Source organism: Staphylococcus sp. GDY8P94P, assembly GCF_017892255.1.
In the GTDB taxonomy this organism is placed as follows: Bacteria; Bacillota; Bacilli; order Staphylococcales; family Staphylococcaceae; genus Staphylococcus; species Staphylococcus cohnii.
In genome coordinates this window covers 163600-187843 of sequence record NZ_JAESKU010000012.1, presented here as the reverse complement: position 1 = coordinate 187843, position 24244 = coordinate 163600, and the positions used below count along the sequence as shown (strand labels likewise).

The following is a 24244-nucleotide window of genomic DNA, read 5'->3' as shown; positions in this document are numbered from 1 at the left end:
AATGAAATGATTTTGATTTCATAGTCATGTCTATTTTTTATAAACGAAATCTATTTTTGAAATCATTATTGTGAGTGTTATTTGTGTATGTAATCAACAAGCTATAAGTATTTTGAAACGCTGAATATGAAATATTTCATTATTAATGGTTATTTAATGAATAATTTATATAAAATTGTGGTAATTAAATAATAAGTAAGTACACTAAAAATTTTTTATGGTATGGGTACATCATTGATTTAATGCAAAAAGTTGCTCAATACTTCAGTTGTTTCACTAGTAAAATACGCATTAAGGCACCAAAAATATATTTAAACGAGCAAAACTACATGAGACTGTTTTGCAATAGTTTAATTAAGAAAGGTGATTTATTATGTATAAAAATATTTTACTACCATACTCTTTTGAAAATGATTTCGATAACATTCCTGAGAACTTAGCGAAATTAGTTGGAGAAGATTCCACTGTAGTTGTTCATAATGTCATGACTGAAAATGATTTATTGGCAAGTGTACGTTATGAAAATAAACATAAAGAAGATATCATTAAAGAAAAGGAAGAAGAACTTACTCCATTTCTTGAAAAATTAAAAGAGCAAGGTATTAATTATAAAGTAGCCATCGAATTTGGGCCTGTAAAAGATACCATACTTGAGAGAATCAGTTTTGGAGATATGGATGTAGGCGATTTTGATTTAGTTGTAATGAGTAACCATCGAGTAAGTATAGATATCAAACATGTACTTGGAGATGTAACACATAAAGTTGCTAAAAGAAGTCCTATACCAGTACTTATAGTGAAATAATATTGAAGTCAAAGTATTGAAATGCTTTTATTATAGCGATGAGCGTTATGTTTCCGCATAAAAACATCATATTTTAGACTAGAATGTAATGGTTAAAATTACTTTCTAGTCTTTTATTTTTTAAATTAAAACATGAACAAGTTTATTTTAAAGTTAATGAATTCAACTTTAATAAATATATTTATAGAAATATTGAATTTTTATGTTTAGTTTTGTAATCCTTTTATGACGGCTTTAGCCACACGATATATATGAAAGCAAATGTTAGTGCTGTTGTTTTCATATATAAAGTCTGTTATTCTGCCTAATGTTCAATTATAAGGGAGGTTACTAATTTTGGAAAATAAACAACATAATGCTAGTGGGAAGAAACTGTCTTCTGTTTTTACTTATAGTATTATTATTACCGCAATAGTTGTATTGTTAGGTGCAATATTTCCAAATCAGTTTAATTCAATAGGGACAAATATTACTGGTTGGATTACTGAATACTTTGGTTGGTATTATATGGTTATTGTAGCTCTAATGATATTCTTCTGTGTCTTCTTGATATTTAGCCCAATCGGAAAATTGAAATTGGGTAAACCTGAAGATAAACCAGAATTTAACACAATTTCATGGTTTGCGATGCTATTTAGTGCTGGTATGGGAATTGGTTTAGTATTTTGGGGAGCAGCTGAACCAATCAGTCACTTTGTATCACCACCATCTGGAGAACCACAATCAGCACATGCTTATAAAGAAGCTTTAAGAGGTGCATTTATGCAATGGGGCTTCCACGCATGGGCAGTGTATGGTGTTGTTGCGTTAGCGTTAGCTTACTTCCAATTTAGAAAAAATGAACCTGCATTAATTTCAAAAACATTACGTCCAATTTTCGGAAATAAAGTAGACGGTCCGCTTGGTACAGTTATTGACGTAGTGTCTGTTTTCGCTACTATCGGTGGTGTAGCGGTATCTTTAGGTCTAGGCGCTATGCAAATTGCAGGTGGTCTAAACTACCTATTTGATATCCCGAATAATATTGTGACTCAAGGTATTATTATTGTAATTGTTACAATCTTATTCTTAGCTAGTGCATGGTCAGGATTAAGCCGTGGTATCCAATATTTAAGTAATGCTAATATTGGTTTAGCAGGCATAATCTTATTATTTATTTTTATTGTAGGACCAACCGTTTTAATCTTAAACATGTTAACAAGTTCAACAGGTGAATATTTGAATACGTTATTATTTAACATGTTTGATACTGCACCATTAGATCCACAAAAAAATGAATGGATGAAATCATGGACTTTCTTCCAATTAGCTTGGTGGATTAGTTGGAGTCCATTTGTTGGTATATTTATTGCACGTGTATCTAAAGGACGTTCAATTAGAGAGTTCGTATCTGGAGTTATGTTAGCACCGGTACTTGTAAGTTTAGTTTGGTTTGCAGCATTCGGTGTTCTAGGTATCGAAACTGCAAAAGACAATCCAAAAATATTTGATATGCCACCAGAAACTGCATTATTTGGTGTGTTTAATGAAGTACCATTAGGCTTTGCGCTGTCCATTGTGACATTGCTCTTAATAGCAACGTTCTTTATTACGTCAGCCGATTCAGCGACATTCGTATTAGGAATGCAAACAACATTTGGTTCATTAAACCCATCAGCAATGATTAAAGTGGTTTGGGGTGTTGCACAAGCATTGATCGCATTTATCTTATTATTCTCAGGTGGAGATAATGGATTAAATGCCCTTCAAAACATGGCAATCATGACCGCCTTACCATTCTCTATCATCATTCTTTGTATGATGGTCAGTTTCTATAAAGATGCCAATAAAGAGCGTAAGTTCTTAGGTTTAACACTATCACCAAACAAACATAGATTAGAAGAATATACGAGAATTGCAGAAAATAGAGGCGCCAACAAATCAGAATAATTATTAAATATAAGAAATATCTGAGACACAAACCTCAATCTCAAAATAAAGGACTAATTCGTTTTCAAACGGATTAGTCCTTTTTATATGAAAATATTACGATTTTGATCGTGCATGCTTGCCTGGGGATATGGCTCGAGCCTGTAGTCTCTCGCTCATATCATTTCCCCGGGCGTCCGCACGATGCAAAATCTTTATAAGTGATGTGTTTTAATATAATAGAAAAAAGCTTCGTATTATTACACATGATGGATGAGTTCATTTTATATAAAAACTTACGGTTTTGATCGTGCATGCTTATTCGAGTAAGTTGTAGCATAGTTCGCGAATATCCTTTCTCACTCATGTCATTTCCACAAGTAACAGTACAATGCAAAATTGCTACAATGATATATAGTCACGCAATGAGTACCGATGTTCTATAGCAACAAAACAAACGTCAATGCCTATCATTGTAATAGAAATTGACGTTTATGTTTGAATCAGGGATAGTAATCTCCCTATTTCTTTTTTATAGTTAAAATTATAATAAATAAAGAACTGCGTATTTAGTTGTAAAGTAGCATAAGTTTTTACAAATACTTCAAAACTTAGCGCTTTCTTATTTTATCTTTTTGATGTGAATCAAACATTATGAAAAGATTTGAGTATGCTGTCACTTTTACAAAAATTGATGAACTTATCTAACGTGACAGGTAGTTATAATGTTTTCTTTCCTGTATGACACCCATTTTTAGAGCCACAAGAGTTACATTTACCAGCTTTAGCTTTCTTGAAAAAGTTGAATAATGTAAAAACAACATAACTAATAATAGCTAAAAAGATAACTACATTGATAATAATCGTCATTAAATCACATCCTTAATAAAATAATAATCCGATTTGATAAAAGACAAACGAAAGTAAATATGCAGTGATTAATGGATATGCTACAGCCAGTACAGTCCATTTAAGAGAATATGTTTCTTTGCGAATGGTTGCGACTGTAGATAAACATGGTATATATAACAAGATGAAAATCATAAACGAATATGCCGATAATGGTGTGAAATGACTTTGTATAATGTTTACAAGACCAGCTTCGTCTGATGCCTAGATAATTGCCATCGAGCTAACGATAACTTCTTTTGCTAAGAATCCAGGTATTAATGTAGCACCCGCTTGCCATGAACCAAAACCTAATGGTGCAACTAATACAGCAAAGAAACTTCCAATTGAGTGTAAAAAGCTATCATTAACGTCTACATTGAAACCGCCAGGACCTGTATAATTCAATAACCAAATAATTACCGAACCAGCAAAGATAAATGTTCCTGCTTTTTTAACAAAACCTTTAGCCTTTTCCCATGTACTTCTCCATAGTGTTTTGACTGATGGTAATCGATAAGTAGGCAATTCGACGATAAATACAGAGTCATCATTTTTTAATACCGTTTTCGTTAATAGTACACTTGTTAATAAAGCCACAACAATACCAAGTACATATAAGCTTAGGACGATGAGTGCCTGATGAGATTCAAAAAACACACCTACAAACAATGCGTAAACGGGTAATCTCGCAGAGCAAGACATAAATGGTGCAATCAAAATCGTTGTAAGTCTTTCCTTCTCACTTTCAATACTACGTGCTGCCATAATACTTGGCACGTTACATCCAAATCCTATAATCATTGGTATAAAAGATTTACCACTAAGACCAAAGTATTCCATAATTCGATCCATTAATATGGCAATACGAGACATATAACCAGAGTCTTCTAAAAGAGAAATAAAGAAGAAAAGCACCAGTATTTGTGGCACAAATACAAGTACTGCACCTACACCAGCAATAATACCGTCATTGATTAAATCTTGTAAAAATGGAACGAGACCTAATTTATCCATCAAGTTTGATACCGTATCCGTAAAGGTGCCACCTAAAAATTCATCTAATGCGTCGGATATAGGTGTACCGATCCAAGTGAAAGTAACGTGGAAAATCAACTACATAATGATTAAAAAGATTGGGATGCCTAAATATTTATTTGTTAAAATGCGATCTATCTGATGCGTGAAATATTGTCGTTCCTCATCAGGATATTCAACTGTATCTTTTAAAATATTGTCTATATATGTATTGCGTATTGCTTGTATCTCATCACGTATAGAATTATCTAATTCTTCTGATAAATTTTGACGTAATAATGTTATTTCTTTCAAAACAGTATCATCTAGAAATTCATAAATTTTTGGGTTCTCTAATAAAAATTGTATTGATATAAAGCGTCTTAAATGTTTATCAATAGAGGTGCTTGATGTTAAATGTGCTTCAATTTGTGATATCGTATCTTCAATGTTCTTACCATAATTTAATTTCAATGGTCTGTTTTTTGATAAGCCATTGTCTTTCAAAGATTCTAATAATTGATGCGTCCCTTTACCATTTCTTGCTATGATAGGTAGTAATGGCAATTTTAATTTTTTCATAAGTGTTTGTTGGTTGATACGAATACCACGTTTTGTAGCAACATCAACCATATTTAATCCAATAATTAAAGGTGCACCTAATTCCATGAGTTGAACGGTTAGTTGTAAGTTACGTTTTAATTGGCTTGCATCTACAATATTAATCATTCCAGAAAATGAATTATTCAATAAATAATCCGTCACAACCATTTCGTCTTTAGAAATAGGTGACAATTCATAAATGCCTGGTAAATCAACTAGGTTTCCAACATGTTGTTTGAGGCGCCCTACTTTTTTCTCTACAGTTACGCCACTCCAGTTTCCTACATATTCGTATGTGCCAGTCAATGCATTAAATAAAGATGTTTTACCGACGTTAGGGTTTCCTAAAATACAATAACTATTAGTCATTGGCTTCCTCTAATTCAATCTGACATGCATCACAACCACGAATACTTAAACATTGACCATTCACTTCTAATATACAAGGACCCTTGAACAGGCACTTTTGCTTAATTTTTAATTTAGTACCATTCACTAAACCAAGTGCATTTAATCGATGGCGCATGTGTTGATTTTTAATGTTCATTTCTTTGATTTTGTAATTCTTTTTTAAGTCTCCACTTTTTATGCTTAACATAAAACTCACTCTTTCTTATAATGAGATAATAATAATCATTATCAATTATACAATTTTATCAAAAATAATAGAAGTAAATTTAATATAATTTTGTGAATGTTTTGTTAAGCATTATTGTACGTAACATATATTGGGTTAATTTTTTGCTTTTGAAAAATAAATGACCAATAAATGAGCAAAGAAATTGATATAAATACAATGTAATATTACACTTAGGTTAAACAATAATTTCCTGAATATGAGATGACATGACCTTAGTCCAAAAGATGGTTTGATGATTGACTGTTGTTCAAAATTTTTGAGCTTCGGATATGAATCATGAATCGTTATATAAAATATGTGTTTTTAAAATTGATTTACATATTGAGATAGGAGGGATTCAAATGGTTATCCGTGATAATAAACGCATAAAAGTAAAACGTTTAAATGAAACGCGCTCAAGTGGGATTTCTGTCATGATTGAAGAAGGTGGTTTGGGAGCTGACCAATATTATCAAATTGAAAAGCAAAATGCGAAAACATCTGAAGAACATTTACATCAATTTGAACATGAAGTGAGTGAAAAAAATAATGCTGAATTGATTGATCTCCTAATTATAAATGCACAGGAGAGTACGAATAAAGCCTATAATGAAGCATTAAAGACAATTCAGCAAGAAGTGTTAAACCGAATGAAATCATAAATAATGTATTTGTAACCAAAGACAATAAAGATTGAAGGTTAACCATTTAGACTATTGATAAAGCTATTTAACTGCTGTATCGATAGTCTTTTTTGTATTTAAATATAGGTAAGACTTAGGGTGCGCTATATTAAGGTATAAAACATTAGAAGTAACAAACATTAAACGAATATAGTTATAAGCTAAATAATCATAAATTTATTAAAGATTCTTTTTTAAAAGGATATGTACATTATAGTTAAAAATCACTATACTGTAATACGTGTTTGTACATAATTAGCAAGGAGAAAATTAATGAATCTTTTAAAACAAATCTTCAAAAAAGAAGATATTTCTAAATTTCAAAACAAAGATGCTCATTTAGAGCGCACGTTAAGAATAAGAGACTTTTTAGCTTTAGGTGTAGGTACAATTGTTTCTACTGCTATTTTTACATTGCCTGGTGTTGTAGCTGCTGATCACACAGGTCCATCAGTCAGTTTGTCCTTTTTAGTAGCAGCTATTGTAGCAGCTTTGGTGGCATTTGTTTACGCAGAAATGGCATCTGTTATGCCTTTTGCTGGATCAGCATATACATGGATTAGCATATTGTTTGGAGAATTTTTCGGATGGATTGTAGGTTGGGCTTTAATTGCTGAATATTTAATTGCTGTGGCTTTTGTAGCATCAGGATTTTCAGCTAATTTGAGAGGTTTACTAGAACCTTTTCATATATCATTACCTAATTCATTATCTAACTCTCTCGGTACAGACGGAGGTATCATTGATTTATTAGCAGCTGTCGTGGTGATTATAACGGCGATATTACTATACAGAGGAACGTCAGAAGCGGCACGTGTTCAAAATGCACTCGTGATACTTAAAGTATTGGCTATTCTCTTATTTATAATCGTAGGTTTATCAGTCATTGATATTGGTCATTACATACCTTTTATTCCAGAGTACCGTGAAACTGCAGCAGGCGCGTTTGGTGGCTGGCAGGGTATATATGCAGGTAGCTCTGTCATTTTTGTTGCTTATATTGGGTTTGATTCTATTGCTTCAAACTCTGGTGAAGCGATTAATCCGCAAAAAACAATGCCACGAGGAATCTTGGGCTCTTTACTGATTGCAGTTACATTGTTTATCGTCGTTTCACTTGTATTAGTGGGGATGTTTGATTATGCGCAATATAAAAATAATGCTGAGCCAGTAGGTTGGGCTTTACGTATGAGTGGACATAGTACTGTTGCGGTCATAGTGCAGGCAGTCTCAGTAATTGGTATGTTTACTGCTTTAATTGGTATGATGATAGCAGGTTCTCGCTTGCTTTATTCGTTTGGTAGAGATGGTATCTTACCGTCTTGGTTAGGAAAATTAGATAATAAAAATTTACCAAATCGTGCATTAATCATACTATCGATTGTTGCAATTATTATTGGCTCTGTTTTTCCATTTGGCTTTTTAGCACAATTAATTTCAGCAGGTGCGCTTGTAGCGTTTATGTTTGTTACAGTAGGTATTTTTTCATTGCGTAAAAGAGAAGGCCATGACCTACCAGAACCAGCATTTAAATTGCCATTTTACCCAGTGATGCCAGTGATTATATTTATTTGTGTATTTATTGTGTTCTGGGGATTAAGTGGTCAGGCTAAGATCTATACATTGATTTGGTTTTGTATCGGCATCATTTATTATGTACTGTATATTTTAAAAAATCTTAAAAACATCAAAAATTAATATGTTAAAGATAATAAAACGCTCTTTAAAATTTTCACTTTTTAGTGTCTATTTTAGAGAGCGTTTTTTTAATGTGTGTAAAGTATTATAGATATTATTAATTGGTAGTAGGATAAAAAGTATAATGCTGGCTATCACAGCATCTTATAAGTTTATATATCATGTTTTGAGTTTAAGTTGAATTGTTTATTCTATGTTATGTTGTTTTTTTAAGGATAAAGCTAAAATGAGTACGATAATCAGTAGAATACCAATAAGTTGAAAACTACGAAATGTAACATTAAGCCAAAGCGCGCTTGCTAATATGGCCATAACAGGTTCGATTGTGCCGAAAAGTGTGGTTTCTTTTGCTGATAAGTAATTTAAACTTTCAATAAAGAAAAAGAATGCTATAGCAGTTCCGGCAATAATACCAAAAGTTAAATAAAGTGCAGTCGATCCTGTTAAATTGGACCAATCAAACTGCCATATAGGTGCTTTGAAATTCATGACAATGCCTGAAATTAACATTGCCCAACCGACAACTAAAATAGACGGAAACCGAGTTAATAATTGTGTTGCGTAAAGTGTATAGAATGCAAGTGCTAAACCAGATATAATCCCCCAAATTACACTCGGTGTAGATACCACAAGTTTACTAAAAGATCCGTTGGTTAGTAGCAAAAAGGTACCTGATAATGTAAGGACAATCCCGATCAAATCAAAAAGTTTAAAGCGCTCTTTACGTCTGATAACATACCAAATAATGATATATACTGGCGCTATATATTGGAGTAAAGTAGCGATTGCCGCATTACCGAAATTGATAGACGCCATATAAGCGTATTGAACGAGCAACATACCAAAAATTGAAAAAATAAAAAGTTGGAATAGGCTATGTTTATTTTTAAATATATCGAATAATGAAGATTTTCTATTAATTATTTTGTAAATCATTAATAAGAAGAAGCCACTGATTAATAACCTCGCAGTTACATACCAATTGATATCAATGTCCCTTTGTTGAAAAAGAAAATCTGATACTGTGCCACCGAGTCCCCAAAAAGATGCTCCTACAATAGCTAATAAAATACCTACGATTCGAAATTTTGTTTCATTTACCATATACTCACCTGTTAAATATTAATATATTCATACTATAGCGTGAAAATAAGCGATATAATATATAAAAATAAGCTTAAAATAGCAAAATATTGAGGTGTCTAATTTATGTATCAAGAAATTATCGTAGAAAATACAAGAGAAGAGTTAATACAATTTCCTGATAAACAATGGAAACATATTATTTTACATACGTATTTAAATCGCACGATATTTGGCTACATTCCTATACATTGGCACCACGCATTGCAATTCATGTATGTGATTAATGGAGCACTCAATGTTTCAATTGGTGACGACACATTTAATGTTAAAAAAGGTGACGGGCTTTTTATCAATTCAAATGTTGTGCATGAGTTAACAAGTGAAGTGTCGCATACAGAGTATTTTTGTTGGAATATTGAGATACCAGAAACTACCAATTATGTAGAATTTAATTATGTGTCAGAAATTATGAATAAAGCACATCATGTGCCGTATATATACTTATCTCAAGATGACAAACAGCAACAAGAACTTATAGAGATTATTAACTCAGCTGGGCAAATATATGAAAATCAAAATTTATATTTTGAACTAGAGATTACTGCTAAATATTATAAAGCAATAAAATGGTTATTGTTACATTCAGCAGTAGTAAATGAACAAAAACGATACTATTTTGACTACCGTATTAAAAGACTGATGACGTTTTTACAAAGTCATTTTCACAAGAAAATTTCATTACAAATGTTAAGTGAAGAGATTCATATGAGTAAATCTGAAACGGTTAGATGCTTCAAATACTATGTAAACCAAACCCCTATGCAATACTTAGTGAATTTACGATTAGAGCACAGCGTAAGAATGTTGCGTAGTAAATATCCCTACACAATTACAGATATTGCAATGGCATGTGGTTTTTCAACAACGAGTTATTTTATAAAAGTTTTTAAAGAAAAATACAAGTTAACACCAAAACAGTTTCAGAAAAAGCAAATTGCCACTAAGTAATGATTCAATGTTTATTAGAAAAATTGTTAATTATAATGATAAGTAGATAAAATGAGTTTAATGCTAAATAAAGGGGGATTTTTTATGAATATTAAACTGATTGTCGTAGATATGGATGGCACATTTTTAAATGATGACAGCCAATTTAATAGTGAGACTTTTCAACTGTTAAAGGAAAATTGTGCAGATCAAGATATCCGCTTTGTTTTTTGTACTGGTAAACAATGTGAACGTGTGGAAAATATCGTAGGAGACCTCGCAACAAATACATTTATTGTAGGTGATAGTGCAACACGAATTAAATATAATGGAGATTTTATTTACAATGCAGAGATAGAAAATGAAAAAGCAAAAGAAATTATTGATACGATAAGGGAAATTGATGATACACAAACTATTCTGGCTTGTTCAAAAACTGGCGCTTATGTGTTAGACAATATTTCGGAGTCAGAGAAAAGGCACGTGCATGGTTCTTATCAACATGTGAACTATATTAAAGATTATAACGATATTGAAGAAGATTTATTAAAAATTACAGTTCATGATGCAAGTGGTCATTGTAAAGAGACTGCCGACCGTCTAAAACATTTTGAAAAAGACGTTTATATCGTAGCTTCAGATGAGGCATGGATTGATATTGCAGACTTGGGCGTGAATAAAGGAACCACAATTAATCGAATTCAGAATTTACTTCAAATTACGCCTGCAGAAACTATTGCATTTGGTGACGGATATAATGATTTAGATTTATTTAAAGCTGCCAAATATAAAGTCGCAATGGATAATGCCTATCCCGAATTAAAAAAAGAGGCTAATTTAATTGCAATTAATAATAATGAAGATGGTGTTGTACAAACTTTAAATTTACTTTTAGGATTCAAATAAAAGTAAATTTTTAATTGAATTAGAAAAATAGTAAAAAATCATAAAATAAATTGTACTTTGTATGATAATATCTATCTAGTGCGTATTTTTATATGCAATATTTAGATGAGGAGGCTCATGCATCGTGAGTACAAAGCAACAATCAAACAACAAATTGATTTTAGCTATTGTGTTAAGTGTGTTAACGTATTGGCTTTTTGCCCAATCGTTTATTAATATATCTACACAGGTTCAAAATACCTACCAAACAACACCAGGTGTTGTTAACTTATCTGTCAGTTTAGCATCATTTGCTACTGGTATTTTTATGGTAGGTGCAGGTGATGTTTCTGATAAAATAGGAAAACTAAAAATGACTTATATTGGTATCATTTTTAGTATTTTAGGCTCATTACTCATTATTGTATCTAGTGTGACAGCGTTCTTATTGGTAGGACGTATGCTGCAAGGACTTTCTGCGGCTATTTTACTTCCTTCTACTGTAGGCGTGATAAATGAGCAATTTAAAGGTAAGGAAATGCGTAGAGCATTTAGCTACTTGATGATTGGTAGTGTTGGTGGTATCGGTTTAGCATCGATGGTTGGTGGATTGATAGCTACATATGTCAATTGGCAATCTAACTTTATCATCTCTATTATTATTTCAATTATCGCATTTTGGTTATTGTGGGGAACAGAAGAAGTAGAAAAAGAAAAAATTGACACAAGACCATTTGATTATATTGGGATGTTTTTATTTGCAGTTTTAATAGGAAGTATTACTTTATTTGCTACACAAGGATTTGAACAAGGATGGTTCAGCACCTTTTCAATTATGTGTCTTGTAATTTTTGTACTTTCTACAGTTGTCTTTATATTCTTTGAAAGACAAAAACATGCACCATTCATTGATTTTTCACTATTTCGAAACCGTGGATTTGTGGGTTCTTCAATGATCAATGTTGTACTCAATTCTGGCGTAGGTACAACAACAGTATTTAATATGTATGCGCAGACAGAGTTAGGGTTAAATGCCTTTCAAGCAGGTCTTGTGACTGTACCTTATGTCATTATGGCAGTTGTGATGATCCGTTTAGGAGAAAAATTATCCTTACGCTTTGGTGGTAAGCCACTGTTATTAGTAGGACCATTATTTCCAGCAATAGGAATTATGTTTATTAGTTTAACTGTATTACCAACAGATTGGTACGTAGGCATTGTCGTGTTTGGCTTTGTCATTTGTGCTATAGGAAATGGTTTATGTGCTACACCAGGAATTACAGTTGCAATTTTAACCATACCTGATGAAAAAGTTGGTTTAGCTTCAGGTATCTACAAAATGTGTGCAACACTAGGTGGCGCGCTAGGAATTGCGCTTAACACAACTATTTTTGCAGCAGTACAAGTCAACCATAGTGCTAGTGTAGCTGCGACTACTTCATTTTTAACAGGTTTATCAATTATGATTGTTGGTGTGATTCTGACTCAAATCATTATACCTAAAAATATAAAAGCTTAAGCATTTATTTATAAATGATACTGCGCTATAAATTTCATATTTAAAAAAAAGGACTAATCCATTATCTTATGGATTGGTCCTTTTATATTGCAGTTATAATGAATTTGAATATATATGTTTGGTAAGCGCATGATTTAAACTTTTAAATTACTTAAACAATCAGTTACGGCTATTGATGCTTATCCTATATTATTTATAATGTGGAATCTATAGTTATCACTAATTCTATAACTTATATGATTTATATTTATTATGTTGATTTCAATCACGCATCAGTTAAATGAACAATAAATGTTTTAACGCTAACGGCTGTTCCAGTTATTTTTATATCCCATTCATTATCATTAAAAGTAACGCTAACCTTCACCTTACCGTTTTTACCAATTTCTTGGCCTTGTTCAACGATAAGATTGAGTGGATTGTCTGAAATGTTATATATGTATTTAACAAAGTAAGCCCCCATAACTCCAGAAGCTGTTCCAGTAACTGGATCCTCTATTGTTCCAGAGAAAGGTGAAGAGAAATGACGCGCATGCATATTAGAATATGGATGATATGTTTCAAAACAAAATGGATGAATAGACACTTTAGGCTTTTCGTTTAATATAGAAGGGAATAGGGCATTGTTGGGTTTCATTTTCTGACAAACAGCTAGACTTTTCACTGGAACAAGTAGTGTCCAAACACCTGTACTTCCATATAAAACTGGTAAATTTTCGTCGATATCTTCTTCCTCGATATCTAGCGCATAAGCTAATGCTTTCTTAGAACCATGGAATGTTTCAAATTGTGGTGTGGCATGTTGCATAGTGATATATATTTGGTCATTATGAGATACATTCATTCTAATAGTTAAAATTCCTGCCTTAGTTTCAATTGTAAGTTCGTTTTTATTTTTTAGTAATTGTTTTTCTTTTAAAGCATAGATCGTGGCAATTGTTGCATGACCACAAAGGTTCATTTCATGACCTGGCGTGAAAAAACGTATTCTATGGTCTGCCTTATCAGATTTAACAGGAAACGCAGTTTCATTAAACCCAACTCTCGATGCAATTTCTTGCATTTCCCAATCTGTTAAATTTTCTGTGTCTAATACAACGCCAGCAGGGTTCCCTTTATTGGCTTCTGTACTGAATGAATCGTAATGATAAACCTGCACGGATTTGACCATCTTATTCCTCCTGATTTTTAATTCTCTATAAATTGTAGAACAATTTACATGAGTTTGCTTAGCAATGTTTTACTGGTTATAATTGTAAAAAGTAAAATATTTTATCAGATTATTTTTACTTTTTAAAAATAACAAAAGAACTTGGAAAATTAATTTATTCCTATTTTGCACATTTATACAACTCTTTTACCTTTTGAATAATTGTATTTCTATTTTTCTCTAATCACAATTTCGTGGTTTTCGATTTTAATTTACTTAATCATCTGTGAATCTTATTTACTAAAATCAGTAAGTTGAGTTGTCGAATTAACAAAAATATACCGATTTATATAAGAATATGCCAACAGTATGTAAAAACCATTGTATAAATAACATAAATATTTATAATTGGATAGTTACAGCACATCCTAATGATACAAAGATACCACAAAAAATAATTAGTATTTTTCAATAATCTCTTGCTTGATATCGCACTCTAAGGTTTATGGTTGGAATATATTCAAAGGAGGTTATATAATATGGGTAAATTTAATAGTCTACAGGACAAAGTTGTAGTTATTGCTGGTGGTGCTAAGAACCTTGGTGGTTTATTAAGTACTACTTACGCTAAAGAAGGAGCCAAATTAGTAATCCATCACCATGATGAAAAATCTTTAGATGATGCAAAAGCGACACTTACAAAAGTTGAAAACTTAGGCGGAGAAGGTACATTATTTTCTGGTGATTTGACAAACGTTAATAATGTCCAAGCTTTATTTCAACATGCTGAAGAGACATTTGGAAAAGTTGATATTGCAATAAATACTGTTGGTAAAGTGCTTAAAAAACCTATTTCAGAAACGACTGAAGAAGAATTTGATAGTATGGCAGACATCAACGCGAAATCAGCTTATTTCTTTATTAAATATGCTGAAAAATCTATGAATGATAATGGTAAAATCATCACTTTAGCCACTGCATTGCTTGCTGCATACACAGGCTTTTATTCAACTTATGCTGGAGGCAAATCGCCTGTTGAGCATTATACACGTGCAGCATCATCAGAGTTTATGGATAGAGGCATTTCAGTAAACGCGGTCGCTCCTGGACCAATGGATACGCCATTCTTCTATCCACAAGAAAGCGAAGATGCTGTAGCATTCCATAAATCTCAAGCGCTTCATAACCAACTTACAAAAATAGAAGACATCGCGCCAATTATTATTTTCTTAACTTTAGATGGATGGTGGATCAACGGACAAACATTATTTGCTAACGGCGGTTATACGACACGCTAGTTTACTTATTAATCATGAGGAGGTCATTTTGATATGAATTACTTTTTAGCAATATTTAAAGGGAAAGAAACAGATATCAAAATTATTACAGAAGCAAAGGTAATAGATGAAAAAAGTGTATCTGTGCCAAGTCATAATTACGTTAAATCATTAGCTGAAGAGATTATTGAGCTATCGCATCAAAATAATTTATTCCATAATGATATTAAAGGCATTGGTTTAAATATAGATGATCCTGAACACATTGGTTATAACAGTGTGGAGTCATTAAAGAACGATATGACATCGACATTTGGATTTGAAGCTATCATTGATAATGACTATGAAGATTTACTGGTTCAACTTATGAAATAGACAAAAAGGTGACTTTATAAAGTCACCTTTTTTTAGGAGGTAAATTATGCAAGTAAAACAAGTTGCCGATAACTTAGGCATCAGTGAACATACCATTCGATATTATGATAAAGCAGGACTTTTTCCATTTGTTCAGAGAAATAAGAATGGTTATAGAGATTTTTCAGAAGAAGACTTATATTGGATTGAATTTATAAAATGTATGCGTCAGACACATATGCCCATATCAACGTTAAAAGAAATTGCGGAGTTATATCATCAAGGAAGTGACACAAAAACGAAGCGAAAAAATATATTTTTGGAACATCAAAAAAATTTAATTGAACAAAAAAAGATTATAGATCAAGGACTTCAAACTCTAGAAAAAAAATTTAAATTGTTGGAGAATGAATAGATAAAAGTACAGTACAAGAGAGAAAATCTATACGATAAAAAAGAATCTGGGACGAATCAATGTTGTCCCAGATTCTTTTTTATCATCTTAAGACATATTTACTTTTTTGATAAACTATTTGATTTATATACCCCTCGTTCAACTATTTTCATATTTTTCTTAACCCACTTCTAAAACTGTCACAGCAGATGTTGTGCGTATTTTCACAATTCACTATAAACGTAAAATTTAAAATTTTTGCATAAATTTCAAAAATAATGGTATATTACATGTAAGGGCTTACATACATAAAGAAAGGAGATATTTATAACTCAAAACTTTAATAGTTGGATTAAACATAGATAGGAGAAACTGTATGAAAATTATTCCATTTTCAGATTTGAAAGACATCGTAAATGAAGGTGATGTTATAGCTCTGGCAGCCTTATCTACAGCAAATTTACCAGCTGAGATACTTAAAACGTTAGTCGAACAATATGATGAAGATCAATCACTTAATAATTTAACGTTCATGCTTGCAAATGATATTAGTGATTATAGAGGAGACAGTTATGATTTAGATTCATTTGTTTCAAGGGGTATGGTCAAACGATTAATCACGAGTATTATTACTGGTTCACCAGTAACGATTCAAGCAATGCAAAACAATGAAATAGAGGCTTACTTCCTGCCTCAAGGTGTAATAACCACACATTATCGTGGAAGTACGGAAGCTTTTCCAGGTCCGATTACTAAAATTGGATTAAATACAAACGTGGATCCACGTTATTCAGGTGGCAAAGTCAATTCATGTACGACTGATGATTTAGTTTCTTTAATAAATATAAATGATGACACTTATTTGAACTACCGTTTTCCAGATATTGATATAGCTTTACTAAGAGGTACATATGCTGATGAAGAGGGCAATATTTACATGCAGCATGAGACACATTTAGGAGAAGGTTTTAGTTTAGCAGCAGCTACGCATAAAAATAAGGGTAAAGTCATTGTTCAAGTTAAAGAAGTGATTCAAAGTGGTCGTTTCAATCCAAATGAAGTGTTTATACCTGGTAAATTAGTAGATTATATTGTGGTGAACCGTGATCCAAAATATCATAGACAAGTGATTCAAACGTATTATGATCCGGCACTTTCAGGACATTATCAAATTACAGAGATGCGAGAACCATATATAGCATTGAACACTCGAAAAGTAATTTTGAGACGTGCTGCTCAATTTTTACTTCAAGGTGATGTCATCAGTATTGGTTTTGGCATAAATAATGAGTTATCCAATCTTTTAACTGAAGAAGGCGTTAATAATTTAGTACAGCCCAATATAGATACAGGCGTGTTTGGTGGTTTGATTAGCAGCGGAAAATATTTTGGTATGAACTATAACTTAAGTGCACGTATGAGACACGATATGACTTGGGATTTCATTTATAACGGAGGTGTTGATATAGCATTTCTAAGTTTTGCTCAAGTAGATTCCAAAGGTAATGTAAATGTCTCAAAATTTGGCAATAAAATGAATGGCTGTGGTGGATTTATCGACATAAGTCAAACGGTAAAAACAATTGTCTTTTCCGGTTCGTTAGTTGTCGGGGGTCAACTAAGTTATGAACAGCGCAAGGTAAATGTAGAACAAGAAGGTCATATACCAAAATTTATCAATGAAATTGATAATATCGATTTCAATGTTGAAAATGCGTTTTTGCTTGATCAAGAGGTGTACTTTGTCACCGAAAGGGCTGTATTTGAACTTACACAACAAGGATTAAAACTCATTGAAATAGCTCCAGGTCTTGATTTAGAGCGGGATGTTCTAGCAAATATGGAATTCAAGCCGCTCATTGCAACACATTTGAATGAAATGAATAGCGATATCTATCAAGATAAGTGGGGAGGATTGTCTGATGCAATAAAGTCGGATTATCGTATTTAAACTAAGGGGGAGAAAAATATGAACTACGACTGGATTAAAACGAGAGCGACATTTGACGATGAAAAAGCCGCAGTGATTGACCCATTCAAAGGCACAGAATGGACCTATCAAGATTTGAATATTCGTGCAGAAAATTTAGCTAATTATTTACAAGATCAAGGTGTAAAACGTGGTGATGTCGTCGGTATATTCACTCCTAATGATGTAGCATTATTAGATTTGATGTTCGCTTCATTTAAATTGGGTGCTGTATACTTGCCAATTAACTGGCGTTTGAAAACACAGGAAATAAAAAGTGTGATTGAAGATTCCAATGTCAAACTCATTTTTTATGCTGAGAAGCATGTTTCAAGTTTAGAAGGTATTGCAGATGATTTGCTACACATGGATATTGACTCAAAAGCATACGATGAAATAGTAGATCCTTCGCAACACCGCCCATTCAATACTGTTAGTGTGGAAGGAAGCGATTTAGCGTCATTAATGTATACAAGTGGTACGACAGGGCTACCTAAAGGCGTTATGTTTTCATACGATTCTTTTGTAAATAACCCAATTAATATAGCACTGACTTATAAAATTAACTCGACATATACAACAATTGTTTCCACACCAATGTTTCATGTCTTAGGATTTAACGATTTGACACTGCCTTTATTAATGGCTGGCGGCACACTGATATTACAGCGTTACTTTAATGGCGAAGCGTTAAATGATTTAATGGCTCAGTACCAACCTAATTATTTAATTCAGATTCCAACGATGTATTATGCCATGTTAGTAGCTGAAAATTTCGATCTAAAAAACTTTGAAAGTATCGATTTCTTAATTCAAGGTGGTTCATCACCTTTACCAATGGTACAAAAGAAATTTAATAGCTTAGGCTATTCAATTATTAACGGTTATGGTTTAACTGAAGCACCGCTTGTCATGGTGAATACACCTGAGAATGGTGCACAGAAACCAGGCAGTATTGGTAAGCCGGTCATGTTTATGGATATATGTATATTTGATGATAATTTTGAAGAAGTAGAAGTTGGTGAAATTGGCGAACTTGGCGTTCGCGGTAATAATATAACACCTGGTTATTGGAACAAACCGGAAGAAACTGCAAAAACATTTCATGGCGAATATTTCTTAACAGGTGATTTAGCAAAAGTAGACGAAGATGGTGATGTCTATATTGTTGATCGTCGTAAAGAAATGATTATTACTGGTGGTGAAAATGTCTTACCTTCCGAAGTAGAAACGGTATTAGCAGAACACCCACTCGTAGCTCAAGGTGTTGTCGTTGGATATGACAGTCCTAAATATGGTGAATCAGTTGCTGCAGCAGTTGTACTTACCGAAGATGACCCGGATTTTGAAGCAAAATTAGATGCGCATATGCGTGAAAATATAGCTGGTTATAAAATACCGAGATTATATCTGAAATTGACACACATGCCATTGAATTCAACGTCAAAAGCAGACAAATTAGAACTTCAGAAATACATGAATGAGAAAGCCCAACAAGAAGCAAAAGATGTTGACGATTTGAATTAAAATAAAATGCTGAAAAGCACAAAATTTTTTTACTATAAATGTAAGCGCTATCAAAAAATGGAGGTTTTTATTATGCCAACAAAAGAAGAAACATTAAAAGCATTGTACCCAGAAGATATTTTAAGTATTGGAAAAGATTTAACAGAAGGTGAAGTTAAATTATTAAAACAATTGAATGACATGTTAGAAGAAAAGTATCGTGATTCTGTCAATGAACATTGGTTAAATGCCACTGAGCCAGAAGATTATTTTAACGAGTTAGGTAAACTTAACTATTTTAATAATCCATTGCTTTTTGAAGGACGTGAAGGCGCTCGTACACCGAGTCAAATGTTCCAATTTTTCATGTCATATACGATTGCAAGATTTGATGTATCTTTAGCAACGTTGCTAGGTGTGCATCAAGGATTAGGGCATAATTCATTCTGGTTTGGCGGTAGTAAAGAGCAACAGGCATATTACCTACCAAAGTTACAATCGCATGAATTACGTACTTGCTTTGCACTAACGGAACCAGAACATGGCTCTGATGTCGCAGGTGGATTAGAAACAACTGCAAAACGTCAAGGCGATGAATGGATTATTAATGGTGAAAAGAAATGGATTGGTGGAGCAAATGTATCAGATGTTATGCCAGTTTATGCCGTAGATGTTGAAACAGGAAAACCTAAAGGCTTCATTATTGAACCAAGCCAAGAAGGTGTAGAAATTGAACTGTTAGAACATAAAATTGCACTAAGAATCGTACCTAATGCAAAAATTCGTTTGAAGAATGTCGTTGTCAAAGAGGAACAACGCTTACAAAATATCAATAGTTTTAAAGATATAGCGAAAGTTTTATATTCAACACGTGCAGGTGTTGCATATATGGCAACAGGTGCAATGGCCGGTGCATTGAAAGCAACGACAGATTACGTAACAAAACGTAAACAATTTGGTAAAGAAATTAGTAAATTCCAACTCATTCAAGAAAAATTGGCAATGATGCAAGGAAACTTAGCACAAGCCATGGCTACATGCGCACAGCTCGCACGTATGCAGGCTAACGGTGAATACGATGAAGTAGCGACTTCAACAGCTAAAATGATGAATTCATTAAGATTAAGAGAGACTGTAGCTATGGGTCGTGGTGTTCATGGTGGTAACGGTATCTTAGCTGGAGAGTATGATATTGCTCGTTTCTTTGCGGATGCAGAAGCGATATACACATATGAAGGTACGCACGAAGTCAACGCACTGGTTATCGGCAGAGCAATTACAGGAGATTCCGCATTTATATAAAAATTTATGCTTAAATGGTTAATGAAAAAATTGGAGGGTTTAGTATGACGATAAGAAAAGCAACAGTGCTAGGTGCAGGAACAATGGGTAGTCAAATTGCTGCACTACTTGTAAATGCAGGCTTAAAAGTTAAATTATTGGATATTGTCATTGATGAAAATGATCCAAACAAAATCTCGAAAAAGGCTTATGAAGTAATAACAAATCCTAAACGTCCACAACTGTTTGATTTATCATTTGCCTCAAACTTATCATATGGTAATTTCAATGAAGATTTACAAGATGATGATGCAGATATATATATTGAGGCAGTGAAAGAAGAAGTGGACATAAAGCATCAAATTTGGGATCAAGTTAAAAAAGTAGCAAATGACGATGCAGTGTTTGCAACAAATACTTCAGGTATTCCAATTGAAGCAATTGCAGAGGTATTTGACGATAGTGATAAAGAAAGATTTTTCGGTATGCACTTCTTCAATCCACCAAGAATAATGAAATTAGTGGAAGTTATCCCAAATAAACAAACGCATTCAGAGGTTGTCGAACGGGTACAAGCTTTTGCAGAAGATGTATTAGGTAAAGGTGTAATTGTAGCAAACGATGTACCTGGATTTGTTGCCAATAGAGTCGGCACACAAACAATGAATGATATTATGTATCGAGCAGAACAACAAGGTTTCTCTATTACTGAAGTTGACGCATTAACAGGTCGCAGTATTGGTCGACCTAAAATGGGAACATATGGGTTATCTGATTTAGTAGGATTAGATATTGCTATGGCTGTGATCAAAGGATTACAAAAAATTCCAGAAGAGCAACCATTCTTCAAGGATGTAGCACTTTCTGAAAAATTAGCAAAAAATGGTGCATTAGGTAATAAAACAAAACAAGGTTTTTATAAAAAAGTAAATAAACAGCGTTATGTATATGATGATAAGCAAAATGACTATGTTGAACCTAAACACCCACAATTAGAAATTTTAGGTCGCTTTAGTAAAGATCTTGCCTCAAATTTAGATGTTATCTTTAATGCGCAAGATGATGCGGGCGTATTCTTATGGGAAACATTGCGAAATAATTTCTACTATTCAGCAGTGAATGTACCAAAAGCTGCGGAAGATTTTAAAGATATTGATCGCGCATTAGTTTGGGGCTTTAACTGGAAATTAGGACCATTCCAATTATGGGATTTAATGGGATATGAACGTGTTAAATCTCGTATGAAAGAAGAATTAGGTCAATTACCAGATTGGATTGAGCAACGCAACGAAGCATTTTATGCTGAAGGTGAATCTATTGAACGCGTAACACCAGTAACAGCTTATATCGATTCAGAGTTGTGGGATAGATCGGATTCTAATTTATCTATAGCGAATAAAGATCAACTATTATTAAAATTACAAAGTAAAAATAATGTCATTTCAAATAGCTTTTTATCTGACTTATTAGAAGCTATTGATAAGCTTGAAAATGAAGACTTTACGAGCATGGTGATTTACGCAGGCGGTAACAACTTTAGTGTAGGTGCTAATTTATATCAAATGAAGAAAGCACATGAAGACGGAAAAGTAGTTTCTGAAGTAGGTGAAGCGGTCGAACAATTACATCATGTATTTGCGAGACTGAAACATGCATTGAAACCTGTTGTAACAGCTGTTCAAGGACGTGCATTAGGCGGTGGTTGCGAACTCGTACTACATTCACCAATTGTTGTAGCGTCAAGTGAGTCTTACATTGGTCTTGTAGAAACAGGTGTAGGTTTATTGCCAGCAGGTGGCGGACTCGCAGAACTCACGGATCGCATTATGCGTACAAATCATAAAAATGATGATAAACAAGCGTCTATTACTAAAATTTTAATGCAGATTGGTTTTGCTAAAGTGTCTACAAATGCTTATGAAGCTAAGAGATATGGCTATTTAAAAGAAACAGATACGGTTATTTTAAATACCGAAAGACGTATTGAAATTGCATTGAAACGTGCGCGCTATGAATCCGAAGCAAATTATGTACCACTTCCAAAATCTCAATACATCGCTTTAGGCCGAGACTTTAAAGCCTTAGCAGAAGGTCAATTAGATGCACAGCGTGTAGGTCACTTTATTAGTGATTACGATTATGAAATAACATTGAAGGTTGCAGAAGTACTGAGTGGTGGAGATGTTCCACGTAACACCTATGTAAATCAAAGATATTTACAAAAACTTGAAAAAGAAAGATTCTTAGAATTACTTCAAAATAAAAAAACATACGATAGAATTTCTCATATGTTAGAAAAAGGAAAACCACTACGCAACTAATAATCGAACATTATAGAAGAAAGGGTGAAACTAAATGCGAGATGCATATATAGTAGCTTATGGACGTTCAGCAGCTGGTAAGGCAAAAAATGGTGCAATGACTCATGAAAGACCTGATGAAGTTGCTGCAAAAGTATTGAAAGGTGTTTTAGAAAGAGTTGGAGGTTCGTTTGAACCTAATATGGTTGAAGATGTCATTGTTGGGAATTCATTTCCAGAAGGCTTGCAAGGGCAAAATATTGCTAGAACGATTGCTTTATTAGCAGGAATGCCTAATGAAGTACCAGGTCAAACAGTCAATCGTTATTGTTCTTCAGGCTTACAAACGATTGCACATGCAGCAAATCAAATTAAAGCGGACCAAGCGGACATTCTTGTTGCCGGAGGTATTGAACTAATGAGTGCAGTACCGATGGGAGGCAATGAACCGACCAATAACCCAATTCTGCAAGACGAAGATTCTGGTGTTTCTTATCCGATGGGTTTAACTGCTGAAATGGTTGCTGAAACTTATAAGGTTTCTAGAGAAGATCAAGATGCCTATGCAGTACAAAGTCATGCTCGTGCTGCTAAAGCACAAGCAGAAGGTAAATTTGAAGATGAAATTATTCCGATTGAAGTAAATAAAGTAGATTATAATGAAAATGGCCCAGTCGTATCGCAGGAAGTATTTAAAGATGATGAATTGATTAGACCAGATACGAATCAAGAAGCATTATCTAAATTACCCACTGTTTTTAAGGCAGATGGCACAGTGACTGCAGGCTCCTCGGCACCCTTGACTGACGGCTCAGGCTTTGTAGTCGTTATGTCAGGAGAAAAGGTGAAGGAATTAGGCGTAGAACCGATTGCAAGATTCGTAGGCTTTAAAGCAGTTGGGGTAGATCCTAAATTGATGGGTATTGGGCCTGCCTATGCAATTCCTGAAGTGTTAAAACAAGCAAACTTGAATGTAGATGATATTGATTTAGTAGAGTTGAATGAAGCTTTTGCATCTCAAACAATCGCTTCAATGAGAGAGACAGGTTTAGATACTCAAAAGACAAATGTTAATGGCGGTGCAATTGCCTTAGGTCATCCATTGGGTGCTACGGGTGCGATGTTAGTCGGCAGATTACTTTCAGAAATGAAAAAACGCCCAGATACACAATATGGTATGGTTACAATGTGTATCGGTGTTGGTATGGGTGCTGCAGGTATCTTTGAATATGTAAGGTAATAATTTAAAGATTAAGTAGTAATAAAACTCTGAAATATTAATATTTTGTTAGGAATGCGTCTAGGACAATTAATA

Annotated in this window: 19 protein-coding genes and 1 pseudogene; 15 read left to right on the top strand and 5 right to left on the bottom strand. The window is 33.3% G+C overall.

All coding sequences use genetic code 11. The annotated features are described in order from the left end of the window. Positions 1 to 373: 373 nt before the first annotated feature. Positions 374 to 805 carry a universal stress protein gene (locus KA926_RS08575; RefSeq protein WP_107385344.1) on the top strand — a complete coding sequence of 144 codons (432 nt, stop codon included), beginning with the start codon at positions 374 to 376 and terminating at the stop codon, positions 803 to 805. 333 nt (positions 806 to 1138) lie between these two features. Further along, positions 1139 to 2734 carry a BCCT family transporter gene (locus KA926_RS08570; protein WP_107384179.1) on the top strand — a complete coding sequence of 532 codons (1596 nt, stop codon included), beginning with the start codon at positions 1139 to 1141 and terminating at the stop codon, positions 2732 to 2734. Positions 2735 to 3433: 699 nt separating this feature from the next. Here the strand turns inward: KA926_RS08570 and KA926_RS08565 are convergent. The 3 genes and pseudogenes from KA926_RS08565 to KA926_RS08555 all read right to left on the bottom strand — a co-directional run bounded on the left by KA926_RS08565 (position 3434) and on the right by KA926_RS08555 (position 5819). Continuing rightward, complete coding sequence (locus tag KA926_RS08565) at positions 3434 to 3583, bottom strand: FeoB-associated Cys-rich membrane protein (RefSeq protein ID WP_107386057.1); 150 nt, start codon at positions 3581 to 3583, stop codon at positions 3434 to 3436. A 12-nt stretch (positions 3584 to 3595) separates the two neighbouring features. Then, positions 3596 to 5590, bottom strand: a pseudogene (feoB, locus tag KA926_RS08560) (ferrous iron transport protein B). Beyond that, the gene (locus tag KA926_RS08555) at positions 5583 to 5819 is read right to left on the bottom strand and encodes a FeoA family protein (protein WP_040030384.1); all 237 of its coding nucleotides are present in this window, start codon (positions 5817 to 5819) and stop codon (positions 5583 to 5585) included. The pseudogene feoB and the gene KA926_RS08555 overlap by 8 nt, the downstream one beginning before the upstream one ends. A 383-nt stretch (positions 5820 to 6202) precedes the next feature. On the opposite strand from KA926_RS08555, the gene KA926_RS08550 reads away from it, so the two are divergent. Further along, on the top strand, positions 6203 to 6502 hold the full coding sequence (locus KA926_RS08550) for a hypothetical protein (RefSeq protein ID WP_107384176.1): 300 nt from the start codon (positions 6203 to 6205) through the stop codon (positions 6500 to 6502). Positions 6503 to 6796: 294 nt separating this feature from the next. Continuing rightward, positions 6797 to 8221, top strand: coding sequence for an APC family permease (locus KA926_RS08545; protein WP_192945674.1), 1425 nt, complete (start codon positions 6797 to 6799; stop codon positions 8219 to 8221). A gap of 186 nt (positions 8222 to 8407) precedes the next feature. Here KA926_RS08545 and KA926_RS08540 read toward each other — a convergent pair whose 3' ends face one another. Then, complete coding sequence (locus tag KA926_RS08540; RefSeq protein ID WP_107386054.1) at positions 8408 to 9325, bottom strand: DMT family transporter; 918 nt, start codon at positions 9323 to 9325, stop codon at positions 8408 to 8410. A 105-nt stretch (positions 9326 to 9430) separates the two neighbouring features. Here KA926_RS08540 and KA926_RS08535 point away from each other — a divergent pair, with 105 nt between their 5' ends. The 3 genes from KA926_RS08535 (at position 9431) to KA926_RS08525 (ending at position 12698) form a co-directional block, all read left to right on the top strand. Beyond that, complete coding sequence (locus KA926_RS08535; RefSeq protein ID WP_107505073.1) at positions 9431 to 10315, top strand: AraC family transcriptional regulator; 885 nt, start codon at positions 9431 to 9433, stop codon at positions 10313 to 10315. 84 nt (positions 10316 to 10399) lie between these two features. Beyond that, positions 10400 to 11200 carry an HAD family hydrolase gene (locus KA926_RS08530; RefSeq protein ID WP_107386052.1) on the top strand — a complete coding sequence of 267 codons (801 nt, stop codon included), beginning with the start codon at positions 10400 to 10402 and terminating at the stop codon, positions 11198 to 11200. Positions 11201 to 11321: 121 nt separating this feature from the next. After that, the gene (locus KA926_RS08525) at positions 11322 to 12698 is read left to right on the top strand and encodes an MFS transporter (RefSeq protein ID WP_394862910.1); all 1377 of its coding nucleotides are present in this window, start codon (positions 11322 to 11324) and stop codon (positions 12696 to 12698) included. Between the two features lie 265 nt (positions 12699 to 12963). Here the strand turns inward: KA926_RS08525 and KA926_RS08520 are convergent, their stop codons facing one another. Beyond that, the gene (locus tag KA926_RS08520; RefSeq protein ID WP_107386050.1) at positions 12964 to 13869 is read right to left on the bottom strand and encodes a PhzF family phenazine biosynthesis isomerase; all 906 of its coding nucleotides are present in this window, start codon (positions 13867 to 13869) and stop codon (positions 12964 to 12966) included. Positions 13870 to 14387: 518 nt separating this feature from the next. On the opposite strand from KA926_RS08520, the gene KA926_RS08515 reads away from it, so the two are divergent. The 8 genes from KA926_RS08515 (at position 14388) to KA926_RS08480 (ending at position 24169) form a co-directional block, all read left to right on the top strand. Next, positions 14388 to 15146 (top strand): SDR family oxidoreductase, encoded by a 759-nt coding sequence (locus tag KA926_RS08515; RefSeq protein ID WP_107386049.1) that lies wholly within the window; start codon positions 14388 to 14390, stop codon positions 15144 to 15146. A gap of 33 nt (positions 15147 to 15179) precedes the next feature. Then, positions 15180 to 15500 (top strand): hypothetical protein, encoded by a 321-nt coding sequence (locus KA926_RS08510; protein ID WP_073345411.1) that lies wholly within the window; start codon positions 15180 to 15182, stop codon positions 15498 to 15500. A gap of 46 nt (positions 15501 to 15546) precedes the next feature. Then, the gene (locus KA926_RS08505; protein WP_107386048.1) at positions 15547 to 15894 is read left to right on the top strand and encodes a MerR family transcriptional regulator; all 348 of its coding nucleotides are present in this window, start codon (positions 15547 to 15549) and stop codon (positions 15892 to 15894) included. Positions 15895 to 16249: 355 nt separating this feature from the next. Beyond that, the gene (gene fadX / locus KA926_RS08500; protein WP_107384170.1) at positions 16250 to 17824 is read left to right on the top strand and encodes a fatty acid degradation protein FadX; all 1575 of its coding nucleotides are present in this window, start codon (positions 16250 to 16252) and stop codon (positions 17822 to 17824) included. 18 nt (positions 17825 to 17842) lie between these two features. Then, the gene (fadD, locus tag KA926_RS08495; RefSeq protein ID WP_107384169.1) at positions 17843 to 19369 is read left to right on the top strand and encodes a long-chain-fatty-acid--CoA ligase FadD; all 1527 of its coding nucleotides are present in this window, start codon (positions 17843 to 17845) and stop codon (positions 19367 to 19369) included. 72 nt (positions 19370 to 19441) lie between these two features. Then, a complete protein-coding gene (gene fadE, locus KA926_RS08490; protein WP_107384168.1) occupies positions 19442 to 20650 on the top strand; it encodes an acyl-CoA dehydrogenase FadE in 1209 nt (402 codons plus the stop codon). 44 nt (positions 20651 to 20694) lie between these two features. Then, positions 20695 to 22950: a 3-hydroxyacyl-CoA dehydrogenase/crotonase FadB gene (fadB, locus tag KA926_RS08485; protein ID WP_119535724.1), complete on the top strand. Its 2256-nt coding sequence runs from the start codon at positions 20695 to 20697 to the stop codon at positions 22948 to 22950. A 34-nt stretch (positions 22951 to 22984) separates the two neighbouring features. Then, complete coding sequence (locus tag KA926_RS08480) at positions 22985 to 24169, top strand: thiolase family protein (protein WP_107384166.1); 1185 nt, start codon at positions 22985 to 22987, stop codon at positions 24167 to 24169. The last annotated feature ends 75 nt before the right edge of the window (positions 24170 to 24244 follow it).

What these genes read in the sequence shown, in the direction of transcription:
- KA926_RS08575 (WP_107385344.1), top strand. Translation starts at nt 374, where the DNA reads ATGTATAAAAATATTTTACTACCATACTCTTTTGAAAATGATTTCGAT.
- KA926_RS08565 (WP_107386057.1), bottom strand. Translation starts at nt 3,583, where the DNA reads ATGACGATTATTATCAATGTAGTTATCTTTTTAGCTATTATTAGTTAT.
- KA926_RS08555 (WP_040030384.1), bottom strand. Translation starts at nt 5,819, where the DNA reads ATGTTAAGCATAAAAAGTGGAGACTTAAAAAAGAATTACAAAATCAAA.
- KA926_RS08550 (WP_107384176.1), top strand. Translation starts at nt 6,203, where the DNA reads ATGGTTATCCGTGATAATAAACGCATAAAAGTAAAACGTTTAAATGAA.
- KA926_RS08545 (WP_192945674.1), top strand. Translation starts at nt 6,797, where the DNA reads ATGAATCTTTTAAAACAAATCTTCAAAAAAGAAGATATTTCTAAATTT.
- KA926_RS08540 (WP_107386054.1), bottom strand. Translation starts at nt 9,325, where the DNA reads ATGGTAAATGAAACAAAATTTCGAATCGTAGGTATTTTATTAGCTATT.
- KA926_RS08535 (WP_107505073.1), top strand. Translation starts at nt 9,431, where the DNA reads ATGTATCAAGAAATTATCGTAGAAAATACAAGAGAAGAGTTAATACAA.
- KA926_RS08530 (WP_107386052.1), top strand. Translation starts at nt 10,400, where the DNA reads ATGAATATTAAACTGATTGTCGTAGATATGGATGGCACATTTTTAAAT.
- KA926_RS08520 (WP_107386050.1), bottom strand. Translation starts at nt 13,869, where the DNA reads ATGGTCAAATCCGTGCAGGTTTATCATTACGATTCATTCAGTACAGAA.
- KA926_RS08515 (WP_107386049.1), top strand. Translation starts at nt 14,388, where the DNA reads ATGGGTAAATTTAATAGTCTACAGGACAAAGTTGTAGTTATTGCTGGT.
- KA926_RS08510 (WP_073345411.1), top strand. Translation starts at nt 15,180, where the DNA reads ATGAATTACTTTTTAGCAATATTTAAAGGGAAAGAAACAGATATCAAA.
- KA926_RS08505 (WP_107386048.1), top strand. Translation starts at nt 15,547, where the DNA reads ATGCAAGTAAAACAAGTTGCCGATAACTTAGGCATCAGTGAACATACC.
- fadX (WP_107384170.1), top strand. Translation starts at nt 16,250, where the DNA reads ATGAAAATTATTCCATTTTCAGATTTGAAAGACATCGTAAATGAAGGT.
- fadD (WP_107384169.1), top strand. Translation starts at nt 17,843, where the DNA reads ATGAACTACGACTGGATTAAAACGAGAGCGACATTTGACGATGAAAAA.
- fadE (WP_107384168.1), top strand. Translation starts at nt 19,442, where the DNA reads ATGCCAACAAAAGAAGAAACATTAAAAGCATTGTACCCAGAAGATATT.
- fadB (WP_119535724.1), top strand. Translation starts at nt 20,695, where the DNA reads ATGACGATAAGAAAAGCAACAGTGCTAGGTGCAGGAACAATGGGTAGT.
- KA926_RS08480 (WP_107384166.1), top strand. Translation starts at nt 22,985, where the DNA reads ATGCGAGATGCATATATAGTAGCTTATGGACGTTCAGCAGCTGGTAAG.